The sequence below is a fragment of the Bdellovibrio bacteriovorus str. Tiberius genome, from assembly GCF_000317895.1.
In the GTDB taxonomy this organism is placed as follows: Bacteria; Bdellovibrionota; Bdellovibrionia; order Bdellovibrionales; family Bdellovibrionaceae; genus Bdellovibrio; species Bdellovibrio bacteriovorus_F.
Window position 1 is genome coordinate 634838 of record NC_019567.1, and the last position, 18090, is coordinate 652927.

Here is an 18090-nt window from a genome sequence, read left to right on the forward strand (position 1 = left end):
GACCGCCATCCCCCGGCGGTCTTTTTTTTGGCCTTGTGAAAAAGGTCCATCTCCTTCGTTGTCGGCCCGCCTTCTCGCTCCGACGTGCTTGGAGCACGCCTGCGCTGCGAGGGCAGGCTTCCGCCTCGGACTTGAGCCCTTTTGACAAGGCCACAGTTCTGATAGGTGATCTTTTTAGTAGATGTCTTTGTAGAAGACCCGTTCTGGGTTGTTTGATTCTAATTTAATTACTTTGAAATAGATGCGTCCGATTTCGCGGCCGTCGGTGGTTTCCACGCTGATGCGCCAGTCACCGGCAGAATAGTTTTGCTTTGAGGCAAAACCGCGATAGCCGTTTTTACGGCCTCCGGTGATGTTCATGGGGATCTTGTCGGTGGTTTGCCAGCCGCGAACGGGATCTTTGTAATACCAGTGCAGGATCACGGAATCACTGAATCTTGCCGGGGAAAAGATCTCGGCAAAGAAGTAAACTGTGTCACCGGGTTCAGCATAGAATTCCTGATCCCCGCGGCGCCAGAATCTCCATGAAGCCTGTTCGTGGGACAGGATGTATTTGCCTTCGGATTTTTCCACGCTGTGATAGATGCCCATGTTCTGAATCGACAGCGGCACCGGTGGAATCCAGCCCACCAGATAGAAAGCCAGAAACAGCGTTAAAATTGTAGCGCCCGGAAGCAGCAGATACTTCTGCAACATACGCTGGTCCTGGATTTTTCTTTTCAGCAGCAGGAACGCCCCATAGATCGCAACCCCCGTGAAGGCAATCGCCAGCAGGAACGGGAACAGCCCGACAAACCCCAGAATCACCGGGATCGTCATGGAAAAGAATGAAAACACGCAGATCACATACAAGCCGATCTTGATGTTGATCTCGCTGCGCTGAACCCGCTTCATTTCATTGGCGACCATCAGACCCATCAGCAGGGCGACAAAGACCGCCGACGAAAACAGCGATGCACTTTTCAGGAAGAACAGCGAATACACACTAAGCAGGCTTCCCAGCAGGAAGTGCACGATCAGTTGGCGGTAATCCCAGACTTTTTCCAGACGACGGGAAGGCTGAAACAGCCCATGAGTGAACAGGAAGTCATAGTAAAGCACGGATCCCAGAATCAGCAGATAGATGATTTGTTGGGAAATACCCAACAGATCATCAATGGCCGAAAGGGTCAGGATATCAAAGAAGAAACCCCCCAGGAAAAAGCCGATGTCGACCTTGATTTCGTTTTCTTCATAGAATTTTAACAGGCGCTCTTTAAGTTCGGTCATGAAACGAAGCTACCACATGACAGTCCCTTAATGAAGGCATGTTAATTTGTCTCAAGAAAAGTTCTGCACTATCCCTTATGTTCCTCACAATAAGGAGTTCGTTTAATGAAAACATGGATTGTTCTATCCATTCTGGGTTCTTTTGTCTTTTCTTCCGCCGCTTTTGCCGCAGAAAGCCGCCAATTTACCAAAGTTGATACGGAACGGGCTGTGGTCAAAATCGTCACCGATGAAGGGCAGGGAATTCAGGCCGCCGTGTTTGTCGATGGTGAAGAAAACGAAAAGTTCATGAAGATGCTTTTGGATGATTCCAATACGCGTTTGGCAAGTCTGCGCGATGAACTGGAAAAAGAAAACTGTGATCCGGCAGCTCCACGCTTTGACAGCTGGATCGAGGATTGTGGTTCTGTTGAATTCACCGATCCTGTGCAAACTTCATTTGCTCGTGGTGGGTGGATGAGTGCCGGCGCTCAGTACACTTACTTTGTGGGCTTCCGCCATGCGGGGACCGGCCATATCTTTGAAGCGACCTACATGGTTGTGATTCAAGAGGAAGTGAACGCTGAAATGAATCAGCAAAACGGAACTCCAAGTGTTCTGAAGAAGGACCTGTCCCTGGTTCGCATTGTGCGCATGCCGGGTCAGATCCGTATTCTTCCTATCCGCTAGTTTTTCTTGGGATTGAGGATGGCCAGTTGCTCCTCAATCCAGTCGCTGTACCTGGAGACTTTCATATAAGCCCCTCTACGGCGGCACTTGTCTTCAGGTTGTTCTCCCACCACGTTCATATAAGCATGATTTACACCGACAATCAGAGGTTCAGATCCCGTGATGTCCAGAAGGGGACCACCGGAATCACCGTGGCAGATTCCACTGGTTTTTTGATTGGCCACAAGGTACGTGTCTTTTTCTTCCTGAATCAGAACCCCCGCAGTGCGCAGAATTCCAAGACCCGCAGGGTTGCCGGTGTTGGAGTAAGCACCATAGCCGATAGCCAGAAGGCTTTTTGGCAGAATCAGGGGCTGATGATCCTGGCTCCATTTTAGGATTTTCATTTCTTTGGGTTTGCTGCCGTCGATACGGATCAAAGCCATGTCGTGGCGACCCACGAATTTTTCCGGCGCGATATAGTCCCTGTGCAGAACAACTTTTTCCACGGAATGTTTGGCGGATTTCGCAGATTCAAGGGCATAACTGATCTTAAATTCCATTGAAGGGTCTTTTACACAGTGAGCGGCTGTCAGGATGACGTTTTCAGAAACGAAGGCGCCAGTGCAGATTTGGTACGGGCGCAGCAGAGCAAACCGTTTGGGTTGTATTTTGATTCTGACCACCAGTTTGGCCAGAGCATCGTTCGGGGCCACATCGCGGCCCCCGGCAATGGCGGTGTCTTGAAGCAGATTCTGAAGTTCATGCTGGGATTGGTCTGCACAGGCAGACACCAGTACCATCAGGGTTAAGACCAGATATCTCATGGGATCCTTCTTTCGTGGGGCAAATCTTTGTATCGCCTTACTATTGCGAAGCCAGTGCCGGGTCAAGAAGCAGCCTATTAAGATTGGTTCATTAATATTGTTGAAGTTTCACTGTGTGGGGCGCAAAGGGGCCTTGGTGTTTCGTCCACGATGTTCGGGGAATCGAAAAAAGAAGCGGGACCTTGGGGTCCCCGCTTTAACGGAAGAAAATGGAATGTTGGAAAGTATTATTCGCTGAACGTCTGAGTGGCAGAAGATGGATAAGATCCTGCCTGACCCAAGTTCCATAGCTGAACCATATCACCCACGGTGACTACCGTGCTTCCTGGTGTGGAGTCCGTCAGGGCGATGGAGTCATAGAAGACAGTTCCAAGCGGAGCAAACTCTGGGAAAGCAAAGTCAGGATTCGACACTTTGGAGCAAGTCAGGCCAGTGACTTCGTTGGTGTCTGTCGCATTTGTATCTACGACCAAATCGCTGCCGCCCACACATGTTGCGGTATCAAAGTAACCTGCCCAAGTGGTTTCGTTCGCTCCTGCACCACCATAATTAGTCAGTACCGTGCCAATGGCCGTATAGACAATCTGAGTTGCGCCGGAATCAAGAAGTCCGCCCGTCTGGAATGTTCCTGCCTGGCTGACTGTAAACAGGTGGTCACCCCCCATAGCACAACTTGCCCCGGTGAAGAACAGAGTCGAGATACCGTAGGTGCCATCAGCCATTAAGCTCATACCACGCATATAGGAAAGCCCGTTCACAGCTGCACCAAAGGTGGCGGCGCTGCTGACGGCTGTACAGCTTGACCAGCGATTGCCAGCCACTTCAGCTGCTGTCAGGCCGCCTGTGCCGATGCTGGGTGTTTCTTCTTCCTTTTTAGCGCATCCGAAGAACAGGGCGGTCAGAGTGATTGCGATTACTGCTTTATGATTCAACGTACCGTTTGAGAATAATTTCATTTGAGTTTCCTTATGGTTTAATAACTACCCCAATCAGGGGACCCCTTATTGATCGGGAGGTTCTTGAAAATCACTAAGGGCTATTTAGGAAATTTCAGCAATGCAATAGTCCCGCTTTGTTACACGGATAGAAAAGCCACATCCTTGATTTTGTTGAATTGTTCAAAGATTCCTTCACTTGAAGAAGTCGTCTCAGTTTCGACATAAACAAAAACAACTAGTAAAGACGGCAGTGGCTTGAGTGGAATTTGAATGTGTTTTTCAGTCTGAGTTTTGTGAGTATATTCACAGAATTGTCTCAAATTTACTATTTAGTCTAAGCCCTTCAGGCGGTCCTGATTTTCTCCGAAAATAGGAAGTCTCTTTTAACAATTCTCAGAGGTTTCAAAAAAATTATGGCAATCAGTTCTTGGTTCAAGGGTATTAAAGGCAAGCTTTTTGTGTGTGCTTTGATTCCGATGGCGGGCTTCGCGGCTCTGGGGTGGGTGGCGTACAAAGATATGAGCATCGTCGGCAGTATGCTGAATGAAGCTTATGTCGACGTCATTCCGAACATGAAAGCCATGGGCGAGGTTGAAGGCAGTCGTGCACGTATTGGTCAGTACCTGTGGGGTGCTTTGGCCAACAAGGACGTGCCAAAACATCGTGACAGCTATGTTGGCAAAGCCAAAACAGCCATCACTGAATATAAAGAAGCGATAAAGGTTTATGAAGCGGCTTCCTTCCAGCCGGGCGAGGCTGAATTGTACGAGCCGGCAAAAAAGGTCAATGCCGAATACATTCAGGAAGTCGAGCAGTTGATTGCATCTTTGGACAAGCCGGATGCTGACTTTGACAAGTTGCGCGAGGTGATGACGGAAGGTTCTTATCTGAAGCATTCCACGGTCATCAAAAAAACCGCCGGTGATGTGGTGGCAATGTATGAAAAGATGGCCGCTGACAATAATCTGCTGCAAAAATCCGAAACCAAAAAAGGCATGATCATGCTGGCGGCCATTGGCGGTGTTTCCGCAATGCTGGTGTTTGGTTTGCTGATGTTTATCGGTATGGCTTTAAGCCGCACGGTAAACAGCACCGTTTCCCGTCTGGCGGGTGCCGGACACCAGGTGAATGAAGCCATCACCCAGCTGACATTGGCGGGTCAGGGTTTGTCTCAGTCCTCCACTTCGGCGGCGGCTTCTTTGGAAGAAACCGTGGCGTCCCTGGAAGAAATGACTTCCATGGTGAAAATGAATTCCGACAATGCGAAACAGGCTGCATCTTTATCGCAGACGTCGCGTTCAGCGGCTGAAGATGGCGAACGCGAGATCAAGAATCTGGTCGAGTCCATGCGTGATATCTCTCAATCATCCAAAAAGATCGAAGAGATCATCAATGTCATCGACGATATCGCCTTTCAGACGAATTTGCTGGCACTGAATGCGGCCGTGGAAGCAGCCCGTGCCGGAGAGCAGGGGAAAGGCTTTGCGGTTGTGGCGGAAGCGGTTCGCGCCTTGGCCCAAAGATCCGCGTCAGCGGCAAAAGACATCACGTCTTTGATTAAAGACTCGGTGGAAAAAATTGAAAATGGAACTCACATTGCGGATAAGTCCGGGGATGTTCTGAATAACATCGTCAATTCCATCAAAAAGGTGGCGGATCTGAATAACGAAATCTCTGCGGCCAGTGCCGAACAGACGACCGGTATTCAGCAGATTAACAAGGCGATGAATCAATTGGATCAAAGCTCCCAGTCCAATGCGGCTTCTTCTGAAGAAATCGCAGCGACATCGGAAGAGATTTCATCCCAGTCTGATCAAATGCAGATCATGGTGCGTGAACTGAGCAGCTTCGTCACCGGCTCGGCTGATGTTGAAGCTGCGGCGGAAACGCCAGCGCCGTCCCGTGTGTCCTCTGCCAAAGCTCCGAAAAAACCAGAAGCTAAATCGGCGAAGGTGATGAAGTTCACTCCTCCACCAAAGAAAGCGGCGGCTCCGGCCGCGGCCGCAGTCATTCCGTTTGATTCCGATGAAGACCCGCGCGCCAAAGTCGGCACGACCGACGGATTCTGATTTTTCTAAAACAAGTGTACCGACCATGGGCCTTTGACGAAAGTCAGAGGCCTTTTTGTTTTCATACAGATGGCTCGTTCACAGGCATTGGTGTGCAATGGTTGTAAACAGGGAGTGATTATCTATGAAAACACTGACAGTGCTTTTATGTCTGCTCTTGGTTGTTCCTGCGTATCCGTGCACGCGGATTTTGTGGGACGGGAAAAATCAGGATGTGATCGTCGGGCGTAACATGGACTGGTCCGAAGACACCGGATCTAATCTGTGGCTTTTCCCGCGGGGGATGGAACGTGAGGGGATGGCCGACACCAATCCGGCAAAGTGGACCTCAAAATACGGCAGTGTGATTTTGTCCATGTACGATGTGGGCACGGCCGATGGGCTGAATGAAAAAGGGCTGACGGCCAATTTGCTGTACTTGTCTGAAAGTCACTTCGGCATCCGCGATGAACGACTGCCGGGTTTGTCCGTAAGTCAGTGGGCGCAGTATTTTCTGGATAACTTTGCCACGGTGTCTGAAGCCATGGCGTCGTTGGAAAAATCACCAATTCAGGTGATGATGGCCAGTGTGCCTACGGCTCACGGAGTGCGCCAGGGTACGGTGCATTTGGCCTTATCAGACAAGACCGGGGATTCCGTGGTGATGGAATACATTGATGGCAAAACCAAGATCTATCACGGCAAAGAATATCGCTTTATGACGAATTCTCCGCCCTTTGATCAGCAGTTGAAATCCATGAAGCAGTATCAGGGGTTTGGCGGCAGTAAAAAACTGCCGGGCACCACCGAGGCGGCGGATCGTTTTGTGCGTGCGGCCTTCTATACGGAGCGTCTGCCTGAACCCAAGGACTATCGTGAAGCGGTGGCAGGGGTGTTGAGTGTGATGCGAAACGTGTCGCAGCCTTTTGGCGCCCCGGATCCGGCGCGTCCGTATATTTCCACCACGCGCTGGCGCACGGTTGCGGATCTGACCCGTGGTCTTTACTTTTATGAAAGTACTTTGAGCCCCTATCTGGTTTGGGTTGAATTACCTAAATTGGATTTCAAAAAAGGGGCTACGGTGAAGAAGATCACCCTGGTCAAGAACTATGACCTGATCGGGGATATCACTGCGAAATTCAAAACCACGCCGGTGTTTCGCTTCCTAAGACCTGATGCCGAAGGTTCTTTGAAGGCTCAGAATTAAGTCCGTTTTGACTTCGTAAAGCCCTGCTTGTTAGGCTTTATATCGGCCCTGGGGCTTTCGAGGTTTTTATGAATTTGTTTTTCCGTCTTTTGCATGTTCTGATTTTTTCCCGTTTCCGTTCCCGCGTGGGCATTATGGATGAATGCGCGACACCGTTTAGAGTGTGGCCGACAGATCTGGATGTTCTTCGTCACATGAACAATGGGGTCTATCTGTCTTTGCAGGATCTGGCGCGCACCGATTACATGATCCGTGCTCAGGCCGCGGGGGCGATTGCCGCTGAAGGCTGGTATCCGGTGGTGGCCTCTGAAACCATCCGCTTTCGCAGGTCTTTGAAGGTCTTTCAGAAATTCCATCTGCACACACGACTGATCACCTGGGATGATAAGTATCTTTATCTTGAACACAAGTTCACCAGTCGCGGGGACCTTGTGGCTATCGGGATGATTCGCGCGCGCTTCTTAAGTAAAAAGGGCGGGACGGTATCACCCGCGGAGCTGATGAAGGCCGTGGGCGAAAACCTGACAGCGCCCCTTATGCCGGAATACCTGCAGGCTTGGATCGCTGCCGATCAGGAGCAGTCGAAAGCCGCGGGCGTCTGATTCAGAACTTGTATCCCAAAACCACATAGTGTCCGAGGCCGGAGGTTTCTCCGGCAATACCGCCGTCGACAAACTGTCCATAGTCTTTGTAGTACTTCAATCCATAGCCCAATGAATAATCGGCTTGATGCCAGTAAAAGCCGTTGTACCAAGCCACCGAACTGGTGGTTCGGCCGGGCTCTTGACCGATCTCGTCGGCAGAGAAAATGAAATCCAGATATCCCTGATAAGAAATGAAACTTTGATTGGCGAAGTGATAAAACGGAGCAAACCAGTTCGCCGCCAGAAAGTATCCATCCCAAGTGTGTTCATTCACGGCGCCATAGTTTTCACGGACATAGCGGGCCATCAGATTCGCGCCCAGTTTTCCATTCCAGGGCACTTTGAAATCCACACCCAGACCGACGCATTCTTCAAACAGCGCCCGGTCACCAACAATCAACAGTGTCGCCAGATACCATTCCTTAACCGGCCCCTACGAAAGGTCCTTCTGCACAATGTGATTGATGGAAAAGCGCGGGAAGGTTTTCAGAAACAGATTGTCGCTGTCATGAAAGTCACTGTCTTTGGAATCAAAAATATCAAAGACGTCAAAGAATCCGTAAAAGTCCAAAAAGCCCGAACGGCCCCCGAACTCCATCTCGATGTAGGTGTCGTCTTGCTGGTCAAAAGGATTTTTGTTGTCAAAGCCCTTGTACAGATTGAACTGCAGCCAGCTGAAGTTCTGCGACTTTGCGGCCTCTTGAGAAAACGCGTCCGGGGACAGTGCCAGTGCCATTGTCAGCGCAAGCAGGGGCAGAACTTTGAACATGGATCCTCCTGTCAGTGCAGATAAGAAGGTGCAAAGATCTTTTGCAGTCGGCCGGATTTTGAAAGTTCCTGAATGGCCGAATTTATTTCCTCGATTTTCAAGGTGGATTTTTTCGAGACCGCACATTTCACATCCACAGAATCAATTTCCAGCGGGGCTTTTTGCAGGCGGGAATCGTTGCTTTTGTAATAGCTGTATTCAAGGCTGTTCAGCAGAATCAACGGCACCCGCTTCACACTGAGTTTTTCCACGTTGGCAGCGCCCGAACCGGCGTCTTCGCGTTCAAGGCTCTTGTCGTTAAAGTAGGGCGTCAGGGCCGGATAGACAAAGTTCAGCACTGCACCAATGCGTTTGCCTTTCAGGTCGTCTGTCGTCCGAATCTTGGCGACTTCAGGATCACCAGCGTGGCCCACGATCAAATCACTTTGGCGGAAGATAGGGGAACTCCAGTGGTACTGTTTTGCGTACTGACCGGCCCAGGCTTCGGTGTCATAGCAGACCAGCTCAATCTGCCCGGAAGCAAGGCGCGCATCCAGACGGCCTCGTGGCAGCAGCACGAAGGTGATGGGGCGTTGGATCTTTTTACCGATTTCCAGAGCTATATCGAAAAAGACCCCGCCACGCACGATGCCGTCGTTGTCTGAAGATTTGTCGAAGTGAATGAACGGAGGCGAGTCATTACTGTTCAGACCATAGGTCACAGGTTTGGGAATGGTGTTTGGATCTGCGTAGCGCTTGTATATTTTGCTGATCACCTGGCGGTCTTGAAGTTTGTCGATGGCACGGTTGAGTTTTGCCAGGGTCAGGGTGGATTTTTTTGATAGCGAACACTGGATTTCTGTTTTATCCAGTGCAAAAGAACTGCGATGCAGGGACGGGTAAATGCTTTTGTAATAGCTGTATTCGATTTCACCAAGAATGATATAAGGAACCCGGCCAGTCAGCAGCTTCTTAATGCTGACTTCGATGGTCGGGCTGTCGTTTCGGGTCAGTTCGTTGGTGCGGAAGCGGTCGTCTAAATCAGCATAGAAATAGTTTTCAACAGTTCCAATGGCCCCTTTGATCTGATCTGGGGTTGCAAATGGGACATCGCCCAGTCCGACCAGAACGTTGGCGTGGGTGTAAAGTGTTTTGCTCCACAGGGCCCCGTCGGCAAAGGGCAGGCGCCAGCGTTTGCTGTTATGGCAGACCAGATCAATTTTATTGTTAATGATATTGGTGGCGACGCGTTTTCGCGGAATTCGTCCGATGGTGTAGTCACCGCCCAGTTCATCACCGATGGCGACCGCCATTTCGTAAATCAATCCACCGGTGGGAATTGGATTGTTCTGATTTTCAAACTGGAACAGAAGTGGTGGGGCATTGCTGGCAATGAAACCAAATTTGATAGCGCCCGAAGCCTCGGCAGAGGCCACCTGATAGACAGCAGCAGATACAAGAATCAGGATAAGGCGGCGAAAGTTCATGCCACTAGTTAGTGAGTTTGCCCCACTGTTGTCAAAATTTTTTCACCGCTTTTGTCACACACTTTGGCAATCCATTGAATGCTATTGATGACAGTCAGAAATGTCCTCGCTGGCCACAAGCTCACCCGTGTTTGTCCACGCAAGTAACACTTTCGCATCTGAGGAGAGCTCAAATACCAAGTCGTCTCTGTGCAGTTCATTCTGGATTTTTTCCATGTGATTTTCCAGGCACGATTCAAATCCCGAAGAGTCGCCGCCACCTTCCTTCACGCCGCGGGCGAAGGCATTCGTTGAAAGAGCGGTCAGGATCAGGAAACAAGCGGTGAAAACATTTTTCATACATTGTCCTTTTGTTTGGTCATTGGGAAAAAGCTGACTTGCAGTTGATAAACTTCTTTGGCCTTGCGCGGTTGAAAGTCCCGCGCAAAGGCGCGGCGAAAATCGGCAATGCGCTCAATCGCCGGGGCCAGATCCTCGGGATCAAAACACAAAGTGGCCGAAGTGTGATTGCGTCGGTTCAGTGGCACTTCCTGCACGGCTTTTTGGGACAGCTCCAGCAGTTGGATCTGATATTTTCTGGCGGCATCCGAGGTTTCGGTCGGGCTCAGATGGGTCAGTTCGCCATTTTCAGAGGCATCGATCCACTTGCCTTTGGTATTCTTCTTTAAAAGTCCCAGGCGCATCAGGCGTTCGACGGCAATATTCACTTCAGACTTGGTAATTCCCAAACGCTGACTGATCCAGGCACTGTCAGATTTGAAATCATCCACATAAGTCAGTTCCAGAATTGCATAGTGGTACCAGTCCGAAATGACAGCAAAGGTGTCCAGGGTCAGTTGCTGGAATTTAGCTTTGGCATGGCTATTTTCCGAAGCCGCCTCGGGCGTTGTTGGCAGCTGGCGCAGCTGATCCGTCGAAAGACCCAGCGCCATTCCCAGACGCATTTTCATTTTTTCGGTGATCGGGCGCTTGCCATTGATCATCTGGGAAAGGGCGGAAGGTTCTACTTGCAGCGAACGCGCGAAAGATCGAAGCGAATAGTTGGGATTGGTCCGGCAGCGGGCCACCAGCTCATCTTGTAAGAGCTGTTTAAAGCTGCGGGCTTGGATTCTTTTGCTTTTAAGTCGGGTCAGTTCCATGGCGAGCAAGGTCTTAGCATTGATGGCAAGGTAAAAGCCAGATTTATTGACACAACCCGTGTCAGCTTTTGACACATGTAATGAATCAGGGGTGTGTCGGTATTTGACACACTTTGTGTCAAAGTAACTTGGCTTTTTCAGACGATCTTTTTAATAACGAGGGCAGGAATCAACAAACGAAAGGAATTAAAATGAAAACGATGATCTTGGCAGGTGTGATGGTGGTGGCGGCTTCTGTGGCTCAGGCGTCTGATGGGCAGGTGCTGTTCCATTGTGAAAGTCTTCCGACTGTGGATTCGGCATTAACCGTGATGGGAGTGGCGGATGAGATCACTGCTGATGTGGATGTCGTGGTGATGGTGGCCGGACAGGTTAAAACGCAAGACCGCGGCGGTTTGCTTGAGGGAGCGACTCGTTTTGAAGGACAGATCTTTGATATCGAGTTTGATCATGTGACCCGCATTATCGCCAAACAGGCCAACGAGGTCTTGAGTGTGGGGCAGGCAGATTCATTGGTCTGCACTTATCCATCGTTGCCGTAAATAAAAAAAAGGCCGCGGGATTCGCGGCCTTTTTTAACAGGTCAGAAGTTCAGACCTATTTGCAGGTCAAAATGCCTTTTTCAGTGTTGAAACCTGGAGTGTTGCTTTCCTGGGATACGTAAGCTTTGTCAGCACCCATTGCAAACTGAACAACATACTTGTTGCCGCCAGGGATGATTTCCACACACTCATAAACCGGAATGTCAGCTGCATAACCTTGGCAGTCCATGTCGATCACGAACTCACGATAGTCAAAAGCCAAAGTCGCCTTGCCAGTCGCAGGCATTTCAAATTCTGCATAAGTGCCAGAGTTCAGGGGGCCTTCGCATTTGATAGAATCAGCGAATGCCGGGCCAGAGATCAAAAGAGCGGAAAGTGCGATCAGGTGTTTCATGATAAATCCTCTTGGTTAAAGTGTGTTTTGCACGGACCTTGTAACCTAAAAGGGGAGCTTTGAGTGTTTGGATCCCGTTAAGACGCCGGGAAGTGTTCCGGTCTTTTCCGGGAATAAAAAAAGCCACCCGGAGGTGGCTTTCAGACTATAACTGCGAATTTATTACTATTCTTGGAAGTCTTCGATCGCGTTTTCGTCACGCAGGTGGAATTTGAAATCCGGGCTGACATAGATCCCGCTGGAGATATAGCCCGGGGTGCAGTTTTCTTTCATGTAGTCCTGGATCACGCTGTCGTCTTCTTCGTAAGGAATGTCACAGCTGCCAGTGTCGTAGGCTTCATGCTGGATAAGGCCCTTGTAGGCAATGAATTCACCTTTTGCAGAATACATCTTGGTCAGGGAACCATATTCCACGCTGGCGTCGGCTTTCAGCTGATAGTCGCCTTCCAGAATGGTGTCGTACCAGATGTTGGATTCATATTCAGCGGCTTTCAAAAGAGCGGCTTGGTCCTGGGCACTCAGGCTGTCCAGTTCAATTTCTTCAAAAGTCTCGGTGCCGGATTCGACCACCGCATACAGCTTTTTAAGGAAGGCTTGTTCCGCTTTGGAAGAAGCAACGGCATTTACAGAGAAAACAGAAAGCATTAGTGCCAATAGGATTTTCATGGGGACTCCAGTTCGTTTGATGGGCCTGTTGTAGTCCCGCAGAGAAGCGAAGTAAATTGCATACACTGAAAGAATATATGCTTTGAAAGAATAATAAACTCCGGGCCGGTGCCGGAACTGATACAGAATGAGACTGGGAAAAGCGGCCTTTTTCCCAAGCAAAATTGGTAATGCTCAGTGCTTGTTCACTTTGCTCCGGACAAAAGACGAAGAAAGTGTAAATGCCATGAATAACTCGTAATTTAGGATCCACTCCGTCAGTTATCTGCCGAAAAGCAGATATCACGAGGTAAACTCTAACTATGGACGTTAAAGCTGCTTACAGACTTGGAGCCTTTTTGGTCGTCACGCTGCCGATGATGGTGGCCTTTCAGAACTGTAGCGCCTTGGACATGGGGCCTGCCGAGTTAAGAACGGGTACACCTGTTGTCACGGAAGAAGTGCAGCAGGGGCAAAAGCTGTATGTTGAAAACTGCGCCAGCTGCCATGGTTCGGTGAAGTCGACAGCAAAGCGTTCACGCACGGCCGAACAGATCTCTATCGCCATTAAAACAGAATCCCAGATGCGTATGATTTCTTTAAGTCAGGGCGAGCTGGAGTTGATTGCCAAAGCCCTGTCCCCTGATGCCTACAATCCACCACCAGTGGTGAATGAAGACAATCGTCAGGAATTTGCCTGCACACCAGGACAGTTGCAAAATACCCCGATGGTCAGGCTGACCAACCGTGAATACAAAACAGCTTTGTTTGCTTTGTTGGATGATTTTGCGCCCACTTTAAAAAGTGATACCACATTGGTTTCAAAGATCGGCGCCATTCCAACGGATGTTGCCACGGAAAACCGTGACACATTGAAAGAGCAGTCTTTGTTGATGACTGCGCCTATTTCCAACGCCTTGTTTGAATCAGCCTTCCGTGCATCAGAACTGGTGGTCGGGGCAACGACGGGTTTACGAAACTATCCGAACACCAATCAGTGTCTGAATGCGGGCAGCATCACCCAGTCCTGTCATCAGTTGTTTGTGAAAGAGCTGGGCAGCCGTGCTTTCCGCCGTCCTCTAAGCACAACCGAAGCCAACGAAGTGGCGGCCCGTTTCTGGGATGCCTCTTTGACCAAGTCAGAACTGTTGCAGGTGACCTTCACCGGTGTTGCGACCATGCCGGACTTCCTTTACAAAATCTATGACCGCGGCAGCGCCGTTGTTGGCAGCACCACAGTGCTGAGTCTTTCTGCGCATGAGCTGGCGACGAAGATGGCCTTCTTCCTGACGGGGTCTCCGCCGGACAACACATTGAAAGGTCTGGCTGACAACGGGCAGATCCTGGATGACACGGTTCTTGGTCAGCAGATCGATCGACTGATGGCGACTCCGGGCGCGAAAGACATGATCCGCCGTTTGTTCCGTGAATCTTACGGTTACGATGTCTTTGATCGTTTGCAGTACGATTCTGGCTTTATCGGCGGTGTCAATACCAGTGGCCTTGGCGAAGTGATGGCCTCAGAGCTTGACGGATACTTTGAAGAAGTTGTGCTGAATCGCTCGGGGACTTTCCTGGATATCATGACTTCCAGATTCACCAACGCCACGGACGGGCGCATGGGTGTGATTTACAACGTCAATGCCGTGACTGACACACTGGCTGAAGACCGATCCGGATTCCTGAGTCGCGCAGCGATGTTGACCAAACGATCCGGCTTCACGGCGTCACCGATCAAGCGTGGTTTGAGCATTGTTGAACACGTGCTTTGTCAGGATATTGGTCTGCCGCCACCAAGTGCTCCGACCTCATTGCCTGTTCTGACTGAAGACATGATTACCACCCGTTATCGCACGGCTCATTCCACCGAAGCATCGGGAACAACCTGCGTGGGTTGCCATTCCAGATTTAATACTCTGGGTTATGCCTTTGAAGGCTTCGACAGCTTCGGCCGTTCCCGTACTTCCGAGACAATCTATAAGAACAATCAGGCCATTGGATCACTTCCGGTGGACACCTCCTATTCGACCAAAGAAATCACCGGAAAATCAGTTTCCGGATCCGGCGCCCGTCAGATGTCAGAACAACTGGGCGTCAGTGATCGCGCGATGATGTGCTTTACAAAACATCTGAAGCGGTTTGAGGCTCGCGTGCCGGCGGATGCCAACGCGAACTGCCAGATGAATCGCAGTTTAACAACATTGTACGGGAAAGACGGGACTCAGGGCTCTATCAAGGGCGCTATCAAAAGCCTGGTTCTTTCACCTGAATTCAGACGCTGGAAATACTAAGGGGACGTTATGTCGATGTACTATTGCAAGAAAACCCGTCGTCAGTTTTTGGTCGGATCCGGAAAAACACTTCTGGCCCTGCCACTGTTGCCAAGTCTGATGCCGGTGGAAGCTTTCGCACAAGCTGCGACTCCGCCGAAGCGTATGATGATGTTCTGGTTTGACCACGGTAATGTGAACGTCCTTTGGCCCGCAAAAAGTGCGGCAACGACCGCGGTGGGTTCCAGTGGAATGAAAGAAGTGCTGCTGCGAAATCTGGGTACGGCCAGCACCATCAGTCCGGTGCTGAACAACCCGTTGTATGAAACTTTGAAAAACAACGACCAGATGACGATTGTTCGCGGTCTGGATGCTTCAGTTCGCTGGGGTTCGGCTCACGGGAATTTTGTGGTGGCCTCTGCGCAGGATCGAAATTCAGAAGGGGGATTCCCTTCGATTGAATCTGTTTTGGAAGCTTCAAAAACTCTTTATCCGGATTCAACACCGGCCTATGTTCGTAAATCCATCCGGGTCAGTCTGATGGGGGCTGGGCCCTTGTTCTATCAGAAGGTCGGCAGCAATGTGCAGGTCATCCCGCACTATGAAGACTGGACGATCCGCAACTTCTATAACGAAGTGTTTGGCAGTTTGACCGCGGGAACGACGGCTCCGGCGGATAACACGAATGAATTGAAATCCAATATTTTGAATCGGGTTTTCGGGGCTTACACGGGTTTTAAAAACAGCCGCAAGATTTCAGCCGAAGACAAAGCTCGTCTTGAGCAACACATGGGCTATATCTCGGATTTGCAGAAATCCCTGGTGCAGGTGGCGCCGACCCCAACATGTTCGAAACCGGCTGATCCGGGTTCGGTTTCCGATCCGGCTTTGTGCAATCGAATTTATATGGACCTGTTGGCTGTGGCCTTTAAGTGTGGTCTTACCAAAGTGGGCGTCATGGCTTTGGAGGCGCAGGACCCTCAGTGGATTCCGGGTTTAAGCGGACTGGGTACCAACGTGCACGATGCCATGCACGGCAGCCGTGGCAGCGCTATTCAAAGAACCGCGTTTGAGGTTTGGTGGAAATACTTTGCCAATATGATTGCCGACCGCTTTTTGGCGCCGTTGAATGTCGAAGAAGGTGTTACGGGGCGGACTTATTTGGAAAACATGGTGACGGGGATGCTGTGTGCCGGTGGCATGGGCGACCTCGGTGATGACAACGGCCACCAAGGCTATGATTCCCAGCAGGTATTGATTGGAAATATGGGCGGGGCTTTGCGTTCGGGTCGTTATATGACGATGCCGTCTGCGGGTTTGCCATACAACTGTTTCCTGATCACCCTGTTGCAGTTGATGGGTGTGCCGCCGTCTGAATACGCCTTTGCGACGCCAAACGGACAGGGCTTTGGTTATTATGGGGAATTCCCGGCCAATCACGTTTTAAAGGGCAGATTCTATCAGCCGATTTCAGAGATTCTGACTTAAAAGACGGATTCCTGGAAAGGGGATGTTGTCGCAGAATTTGAACAATAAAAAAGCCGACTTTGCAGTCGGCTTTTTTGTATTCGGAATGAACAACAACTAAAAACTAGAAGTTGAAACGACCTGCTACAGACAGAACGATAACATTGTACTTGTCAGCTTCGCTGTTAGAGAAATCGTAATCCAAACGAGGGATCAACGCGAAAGTACCCATTGGCATTACAGAGTATGCAGAAAGACCCAATTTGTTGTAAGAGTCAGTAGCCGTGGTGCCATTTTCATTTTCAGTTTCTGCGAAGCTTACGTAGTTCAAAGCACCACCGAAAGTGATGTCAGTAACTTTTGTTTCGTAGAATGCAGACAGACCCATTACGTTGCCACCTTTGGTTTTAACGTCGCCGAAGCCTTCAACATCAGTCGTGCGCTCAGTTTTGATCACATAGTTCAAACGACCGCCGATAACGCCGCCAGCTGCTTCAGTGTCCATACCTACATATGGATTGAAAGAGTAGCCGCCAGTTGCTGCAGAAGTTTCGTTGCCATCAATTTTTGCTTTTTGAAGACCCAAAGACACACCCAAACCGTAACGAAGAGTGGAAGCTCCCATGTTGGAAGTACCTTTCAAAGTTACTGTTGGATCCTGAAGGCCGGTTGTTTTGTTTTTTGGAGTGGAATCGTCTTCTACGGAAGTGAACGCCAAAGCGCCTTCGATAGAGAACTGATCGTTGATACCGTATTCGTAAGAAGCACCAGTGTTGATAAGACCAGTGTATTTGGTCTCATCAGAAGCACTGTCTGCTTTGATGGACGTGGAAAGAAGGCCCAAACGTGCCGTCACATCAGACTGACCCGCTTTGGATTGGAAGAAGAATTCATTGTCTGCTGCATTTGCAGATACGGAAGCCAATACGATGGCTGCTGCGATTACTTTAGAAAACATTTGGAGCTCCTTAAGCTGTTAATACTCAGTTGAGTCCAAATATTCCAAAGCTGTTTAACTTAATAGTCAACAGTCGACATTTAACATAAAGAATCAAATTACCTGAATTGGTCAGTTATTAGGTGGCTTTCTTCTTCCATCTGACCGGTGTGGCTCTAGGAAATAGCCATGTCGATGTATAGGCCAGTGTACAGCATTTTTTTCACAGGGGTGGTGCCAGATTCAACAGGCTGGTGTTGGGGGTGGTGTTTTGGTTGGCATAGGATTTGGATTAAAGGGTCACCAATAAGATTCAACAAACAAGGAAACACTATGAAAAACACGTTTGGTAAAATTTTGGCTTCTGCAATTCTATTGTCTTCCATTTCTGCCTCTGCTGGTGGCAATGACTTCTTGAAGCGCCTTAAAGCCCTTGATGGTCGCGAAGGCAAAATCGTGGCTTCTTATGATGAAAGCAACACGGGCATGTGCCGTGTAGAGCTTCAAACCTATGACAGTCTTGATGGCGGTCAGGGTCTGGCAGTTTATCTGCAGGACACAGGTATGTACTTCACGCCAAGTGCGGGTCTTGATAAAGACACCAAACTGACAGATGCCAACACAGCTCTGGTGAGCACAAGTTCCAAGCGCCCAGGTGGTGATGCTTGTGGTGATTTCGGAGGCGCTATCGGTTACAAAAAGGTTCTTGTTTTGGATGGCAACCAACTGACTATCCGTGAAACCTTCCGTTGCATGATGGATGGCTTTAAGAAATACGATCTTTCCACGACTTGCGAGTTCTAATCTGAATTAAACAGGTTGATGATCGAAGAACCCACACTGAACAGGTGTGGGTTTTTTATTTTCAAAGGTGAAGTCT

At 49.7% G+C, this 18090-nt stretch carries 17 protein-coding genes and 1 pseudogene; 8 read left to right on the forward strand and 10 right to left on the reverse strand.

What is annotated here, in order from left to right:
• Positions 1-174 precede the first annotated feature (174 nt).
• Positions 175-1269, reverse strand: a complete 1095-nt coding sequence (locus BDT_RS03135) for a DUF2914 domain-containing protein (RefSeq protein WP_015089812.1) — start codon at positions 1267-1269, stop codon at positions 175-177.
• A 105-nt stretch (positions 1270-1374) separates the two neighbouring features.
• Between BDT_RS03135 and BDT_RS03140 the strand changes: the two genes are divergently transcribed.
• Positions 1375-1938: a hypothetical protein gene (locus BDT_RS03140; protein ID WP_015089813.1), complete on the forward strand. Its 564-nt coding sequence runs from the start codon at positions 1375-1377 to the stop codon at positions 1936-1938.
• Here BDT_RS03140 and BDT_RS03145 read toward each other — a convergent pair.
• Both BDT_RS03145 and BDT_RS03150 read right to left on the reverse strand, forming a co-directional pair.
• Positions 1935-2744, reverse strand: a complete 810-nt coding sequence (locus tag BDT_RS03145; protein WP_015089814.1) for a S1 family peptidase — start codon at positions 2742-2744, stop codon at positions 1935-1937. The two genes, BDT_RS03140 and BDT_RS03145, sit on opposite strands and share 4 nt — an antisense overlap.
• A gap of 227 nt (positions 2745-2971) precedes the next feature.
• Positions 2972-3700 carry a hypothetical protein gene (locus BDT_RS03150; protein WP_015089816.1) on the reverse strand — a complete coding sequence of 243 codons (729 nt, stop codon included), beginning with the start codon at positions 3698-3700 and terminating at the stop codon, positions 2972-2974.
• A 395-nt stretch (positions 3701-4095) separates the two neighbouring features.
• Between BDT_RS03150 and BDT_RS03160 the strand changes: the two genes are divergently transcribed.
• The 3 genes from BDT_RS03160 to BDT_RS03170 all read left to right on the forward strand — a co-directional run bounded on the left by BDT_RS03160 (position 4096) and on the right by BDT_RS03170 (position 7539).
• Positions 4096-5751, forward strand: a complete 1656-nt coding sequence (locus BDT_RS03160; RefSeq protein ID WP_015089818.1) for a methyl-accepting chemotaxis protein — start codon at positions 4096-4098, stop codon at positions 5749-5751.
• Positions 5752-5875: 124 nt separating this feature from the next.
• Positions 5876-6937 (forward strand): linear amide C-N hydrolase, encoded by a 1062-nt coding sequence (locus tag BDT_RS03165; RefSeq protein WP_015089819.1) that lies wholly within the window; start codon positions 5876-5878, stop codon positions 6935-6937.
• Between the two features lie 68 nt (positions 6938-7005).
• Positions 7006-7539 (forward strand): acyl-CoA thioesterase, encoded by a 534-nt coding sequence (locus tag BDT_RS03170; RefSeq protein WP_015089820.1) that lies wholly within the window; start codon positions 7006-7008, stop codon positions 7537-7539.
• A 1-nt stretch (position 7540) separates the two neighbouring features.
• On the opposite strand, the pseudogene BDT_RS19350 reads toward BDT_RS03170, so the two are convergent.
• The 4 genes and pseudogenes from BDT_RS19350 to BDT_RS03190 all read right to left on the reverse strand — a co-directional run bounded on the left by BDT_RS19350 (position 7541) and on the right by BDT_RS03190 (position 11030).
• A pseudogene (locus BDT_RS19350) lies at positions 7541-8476 on the reverse strand (nucleoside-specific channel-forming Tsx family protein).
• On the reverse strand, positions 8362-9816 hold the full coding sequence (locus tag BDT_RS03180; RefSeq protein WP_015089823.1) for a substrate-binding periplasmic protein: 1455 nt from the start codon (positions 9814-9816) through the stop codon (positions 8362-8364). Before BDT_RS03180 ends, BDT_RS19350 begins: the two are co-directional and overlap by 115 nt.
• Before the next feature lie 81 nt (positions 9817-9897).
• Positions 9898-10155: a hypothetical protein gene (locus tag BDT_RS03185; protein WP_015089824.1), complete on the reverse strand. Its 258-nt coding sequence runs from the start codon at positions 10153-10155 to the stop codon at positions 9898-9900.
• Positions 10152-11030, reverse strand: a complete 879-nt coding sequence (locus BDT_RS03190; RefSeq protein ID WP_148278685.1) for a TIGR02147 family protein — start codon at positions 11028-11030, stop codon at positions 10152-10154. Before BDT_RS03190 ends, BDT_RS03185 begins: the two co-directional genes overlap by 4 nt.
• A 116-nt stretch (positions 11031-11146) precedes the next feature.
• Between BDT_RS03190 and BDT_RS03195 the strand changes: the two genes are divergently transcribed.
• A complete protein-coding gene (locus BDT_RS03195; protein ID WP_015089826.1) occupies positions 11147-11497 on the forward strand; it encodes a hypothetical protein in 351 nt (116 codons plus the stop codon).
• A 55-nt stretch (positions 11498-11552) separates the two neighbouring features.
• Here the strand turns inward: BDT_RS03195 and BDT_RS03200 are convergent, their stop codons facing one another.
• Together BDT_RS03200 and BDT_RS03205 are read right to left on the reverse strand one after the other, a co-directional pair.
• Positions 11553-11891: a hypothetical protein gene (locus tag BDT_RS03200; protein ID WP_015089827.1), complete on the reverse strand. Its 339-nt coding sequence runs from the start codon at positions 11889-11891 to the stop codon at positions 11553-11555.
• A gap of 165 nt (positions 11892-12056) precedes the next feature.
• Entirely contained in the window at positions 12057-12557 is a 501-nt protein-coding gene (locus BDT_RS03205) for a hypothetical protein (RefSeq protein ID WP_148278686.1), read from the reverse strand.
• Between the two features lie 302 nt (positions 12558-12859).
• Here BDT_RS03205 and BDT_RS03210 point away from each other — a divergent pair, with 302 nt between their 5' ends.
• Both BDT_RS03210 and BDT_RS03215 read left to right on the forward strand, forming a co-directional pair.
• Positions 12860-14827 (forward strand): DUF1588 domain-containing protein, encoded by a 1968-nt coding sequence (locus BDT_RS03210; protein WP_015089829.1) that lies wholly within the window; start codon positions 12860-12862, stop codon positions 14825-14827.
• 9 nt (positions 14828-14836) lie between these two features.
• The gene (locus BDT_RS03215; RefSeq protein WP_041576946.1) at positions 14837-16294 is read left to right on the forward strand and encodes a DUF1552 domain-containing protein; all 1458 of its coding nucleotides are present in this window, start codon (positions 14837-14839) and stop codon (positions 16292-16294) included.
• Between the two features lie 103 nt (positions 16295-16397).
• On the opposite strand, the gene BDT_RS03220 is transcribed toward BDT_RS03215, so the two are convergent.
• Positions 16398-17231 carry an outer membrane beta-barrel protein gene (locus tag BDT_RS03220; RefSeq protein WP_015089831.1) on the reverse strand — a complete coding sequence of 278 codons (834 nt, stop codon included), beginning with the start codon at positions 17229-17231 and terminating at the stop codon, positions 16398-16400.
• A gap of 312 nt (positions 17232-17543) precedes the next feature.
• Here BDT_RS03220 and BDT_RS03225 point away from each other — a divergent pair, with 312 nt between their 5' ends.
• Positions 17544-18014: a hypothetical protein gene (locus tag BDT_RS03225; RefSeq protein ID WP_015089832.1), complete on the forward strand. Its 471-nt coding sequence runs from the start codon at positions 17544-17546 to the stop codon at positions 18012-18014.
• The last annotated feature ends 76 nt before the right edge of the window (positions 18015-18090 follow it).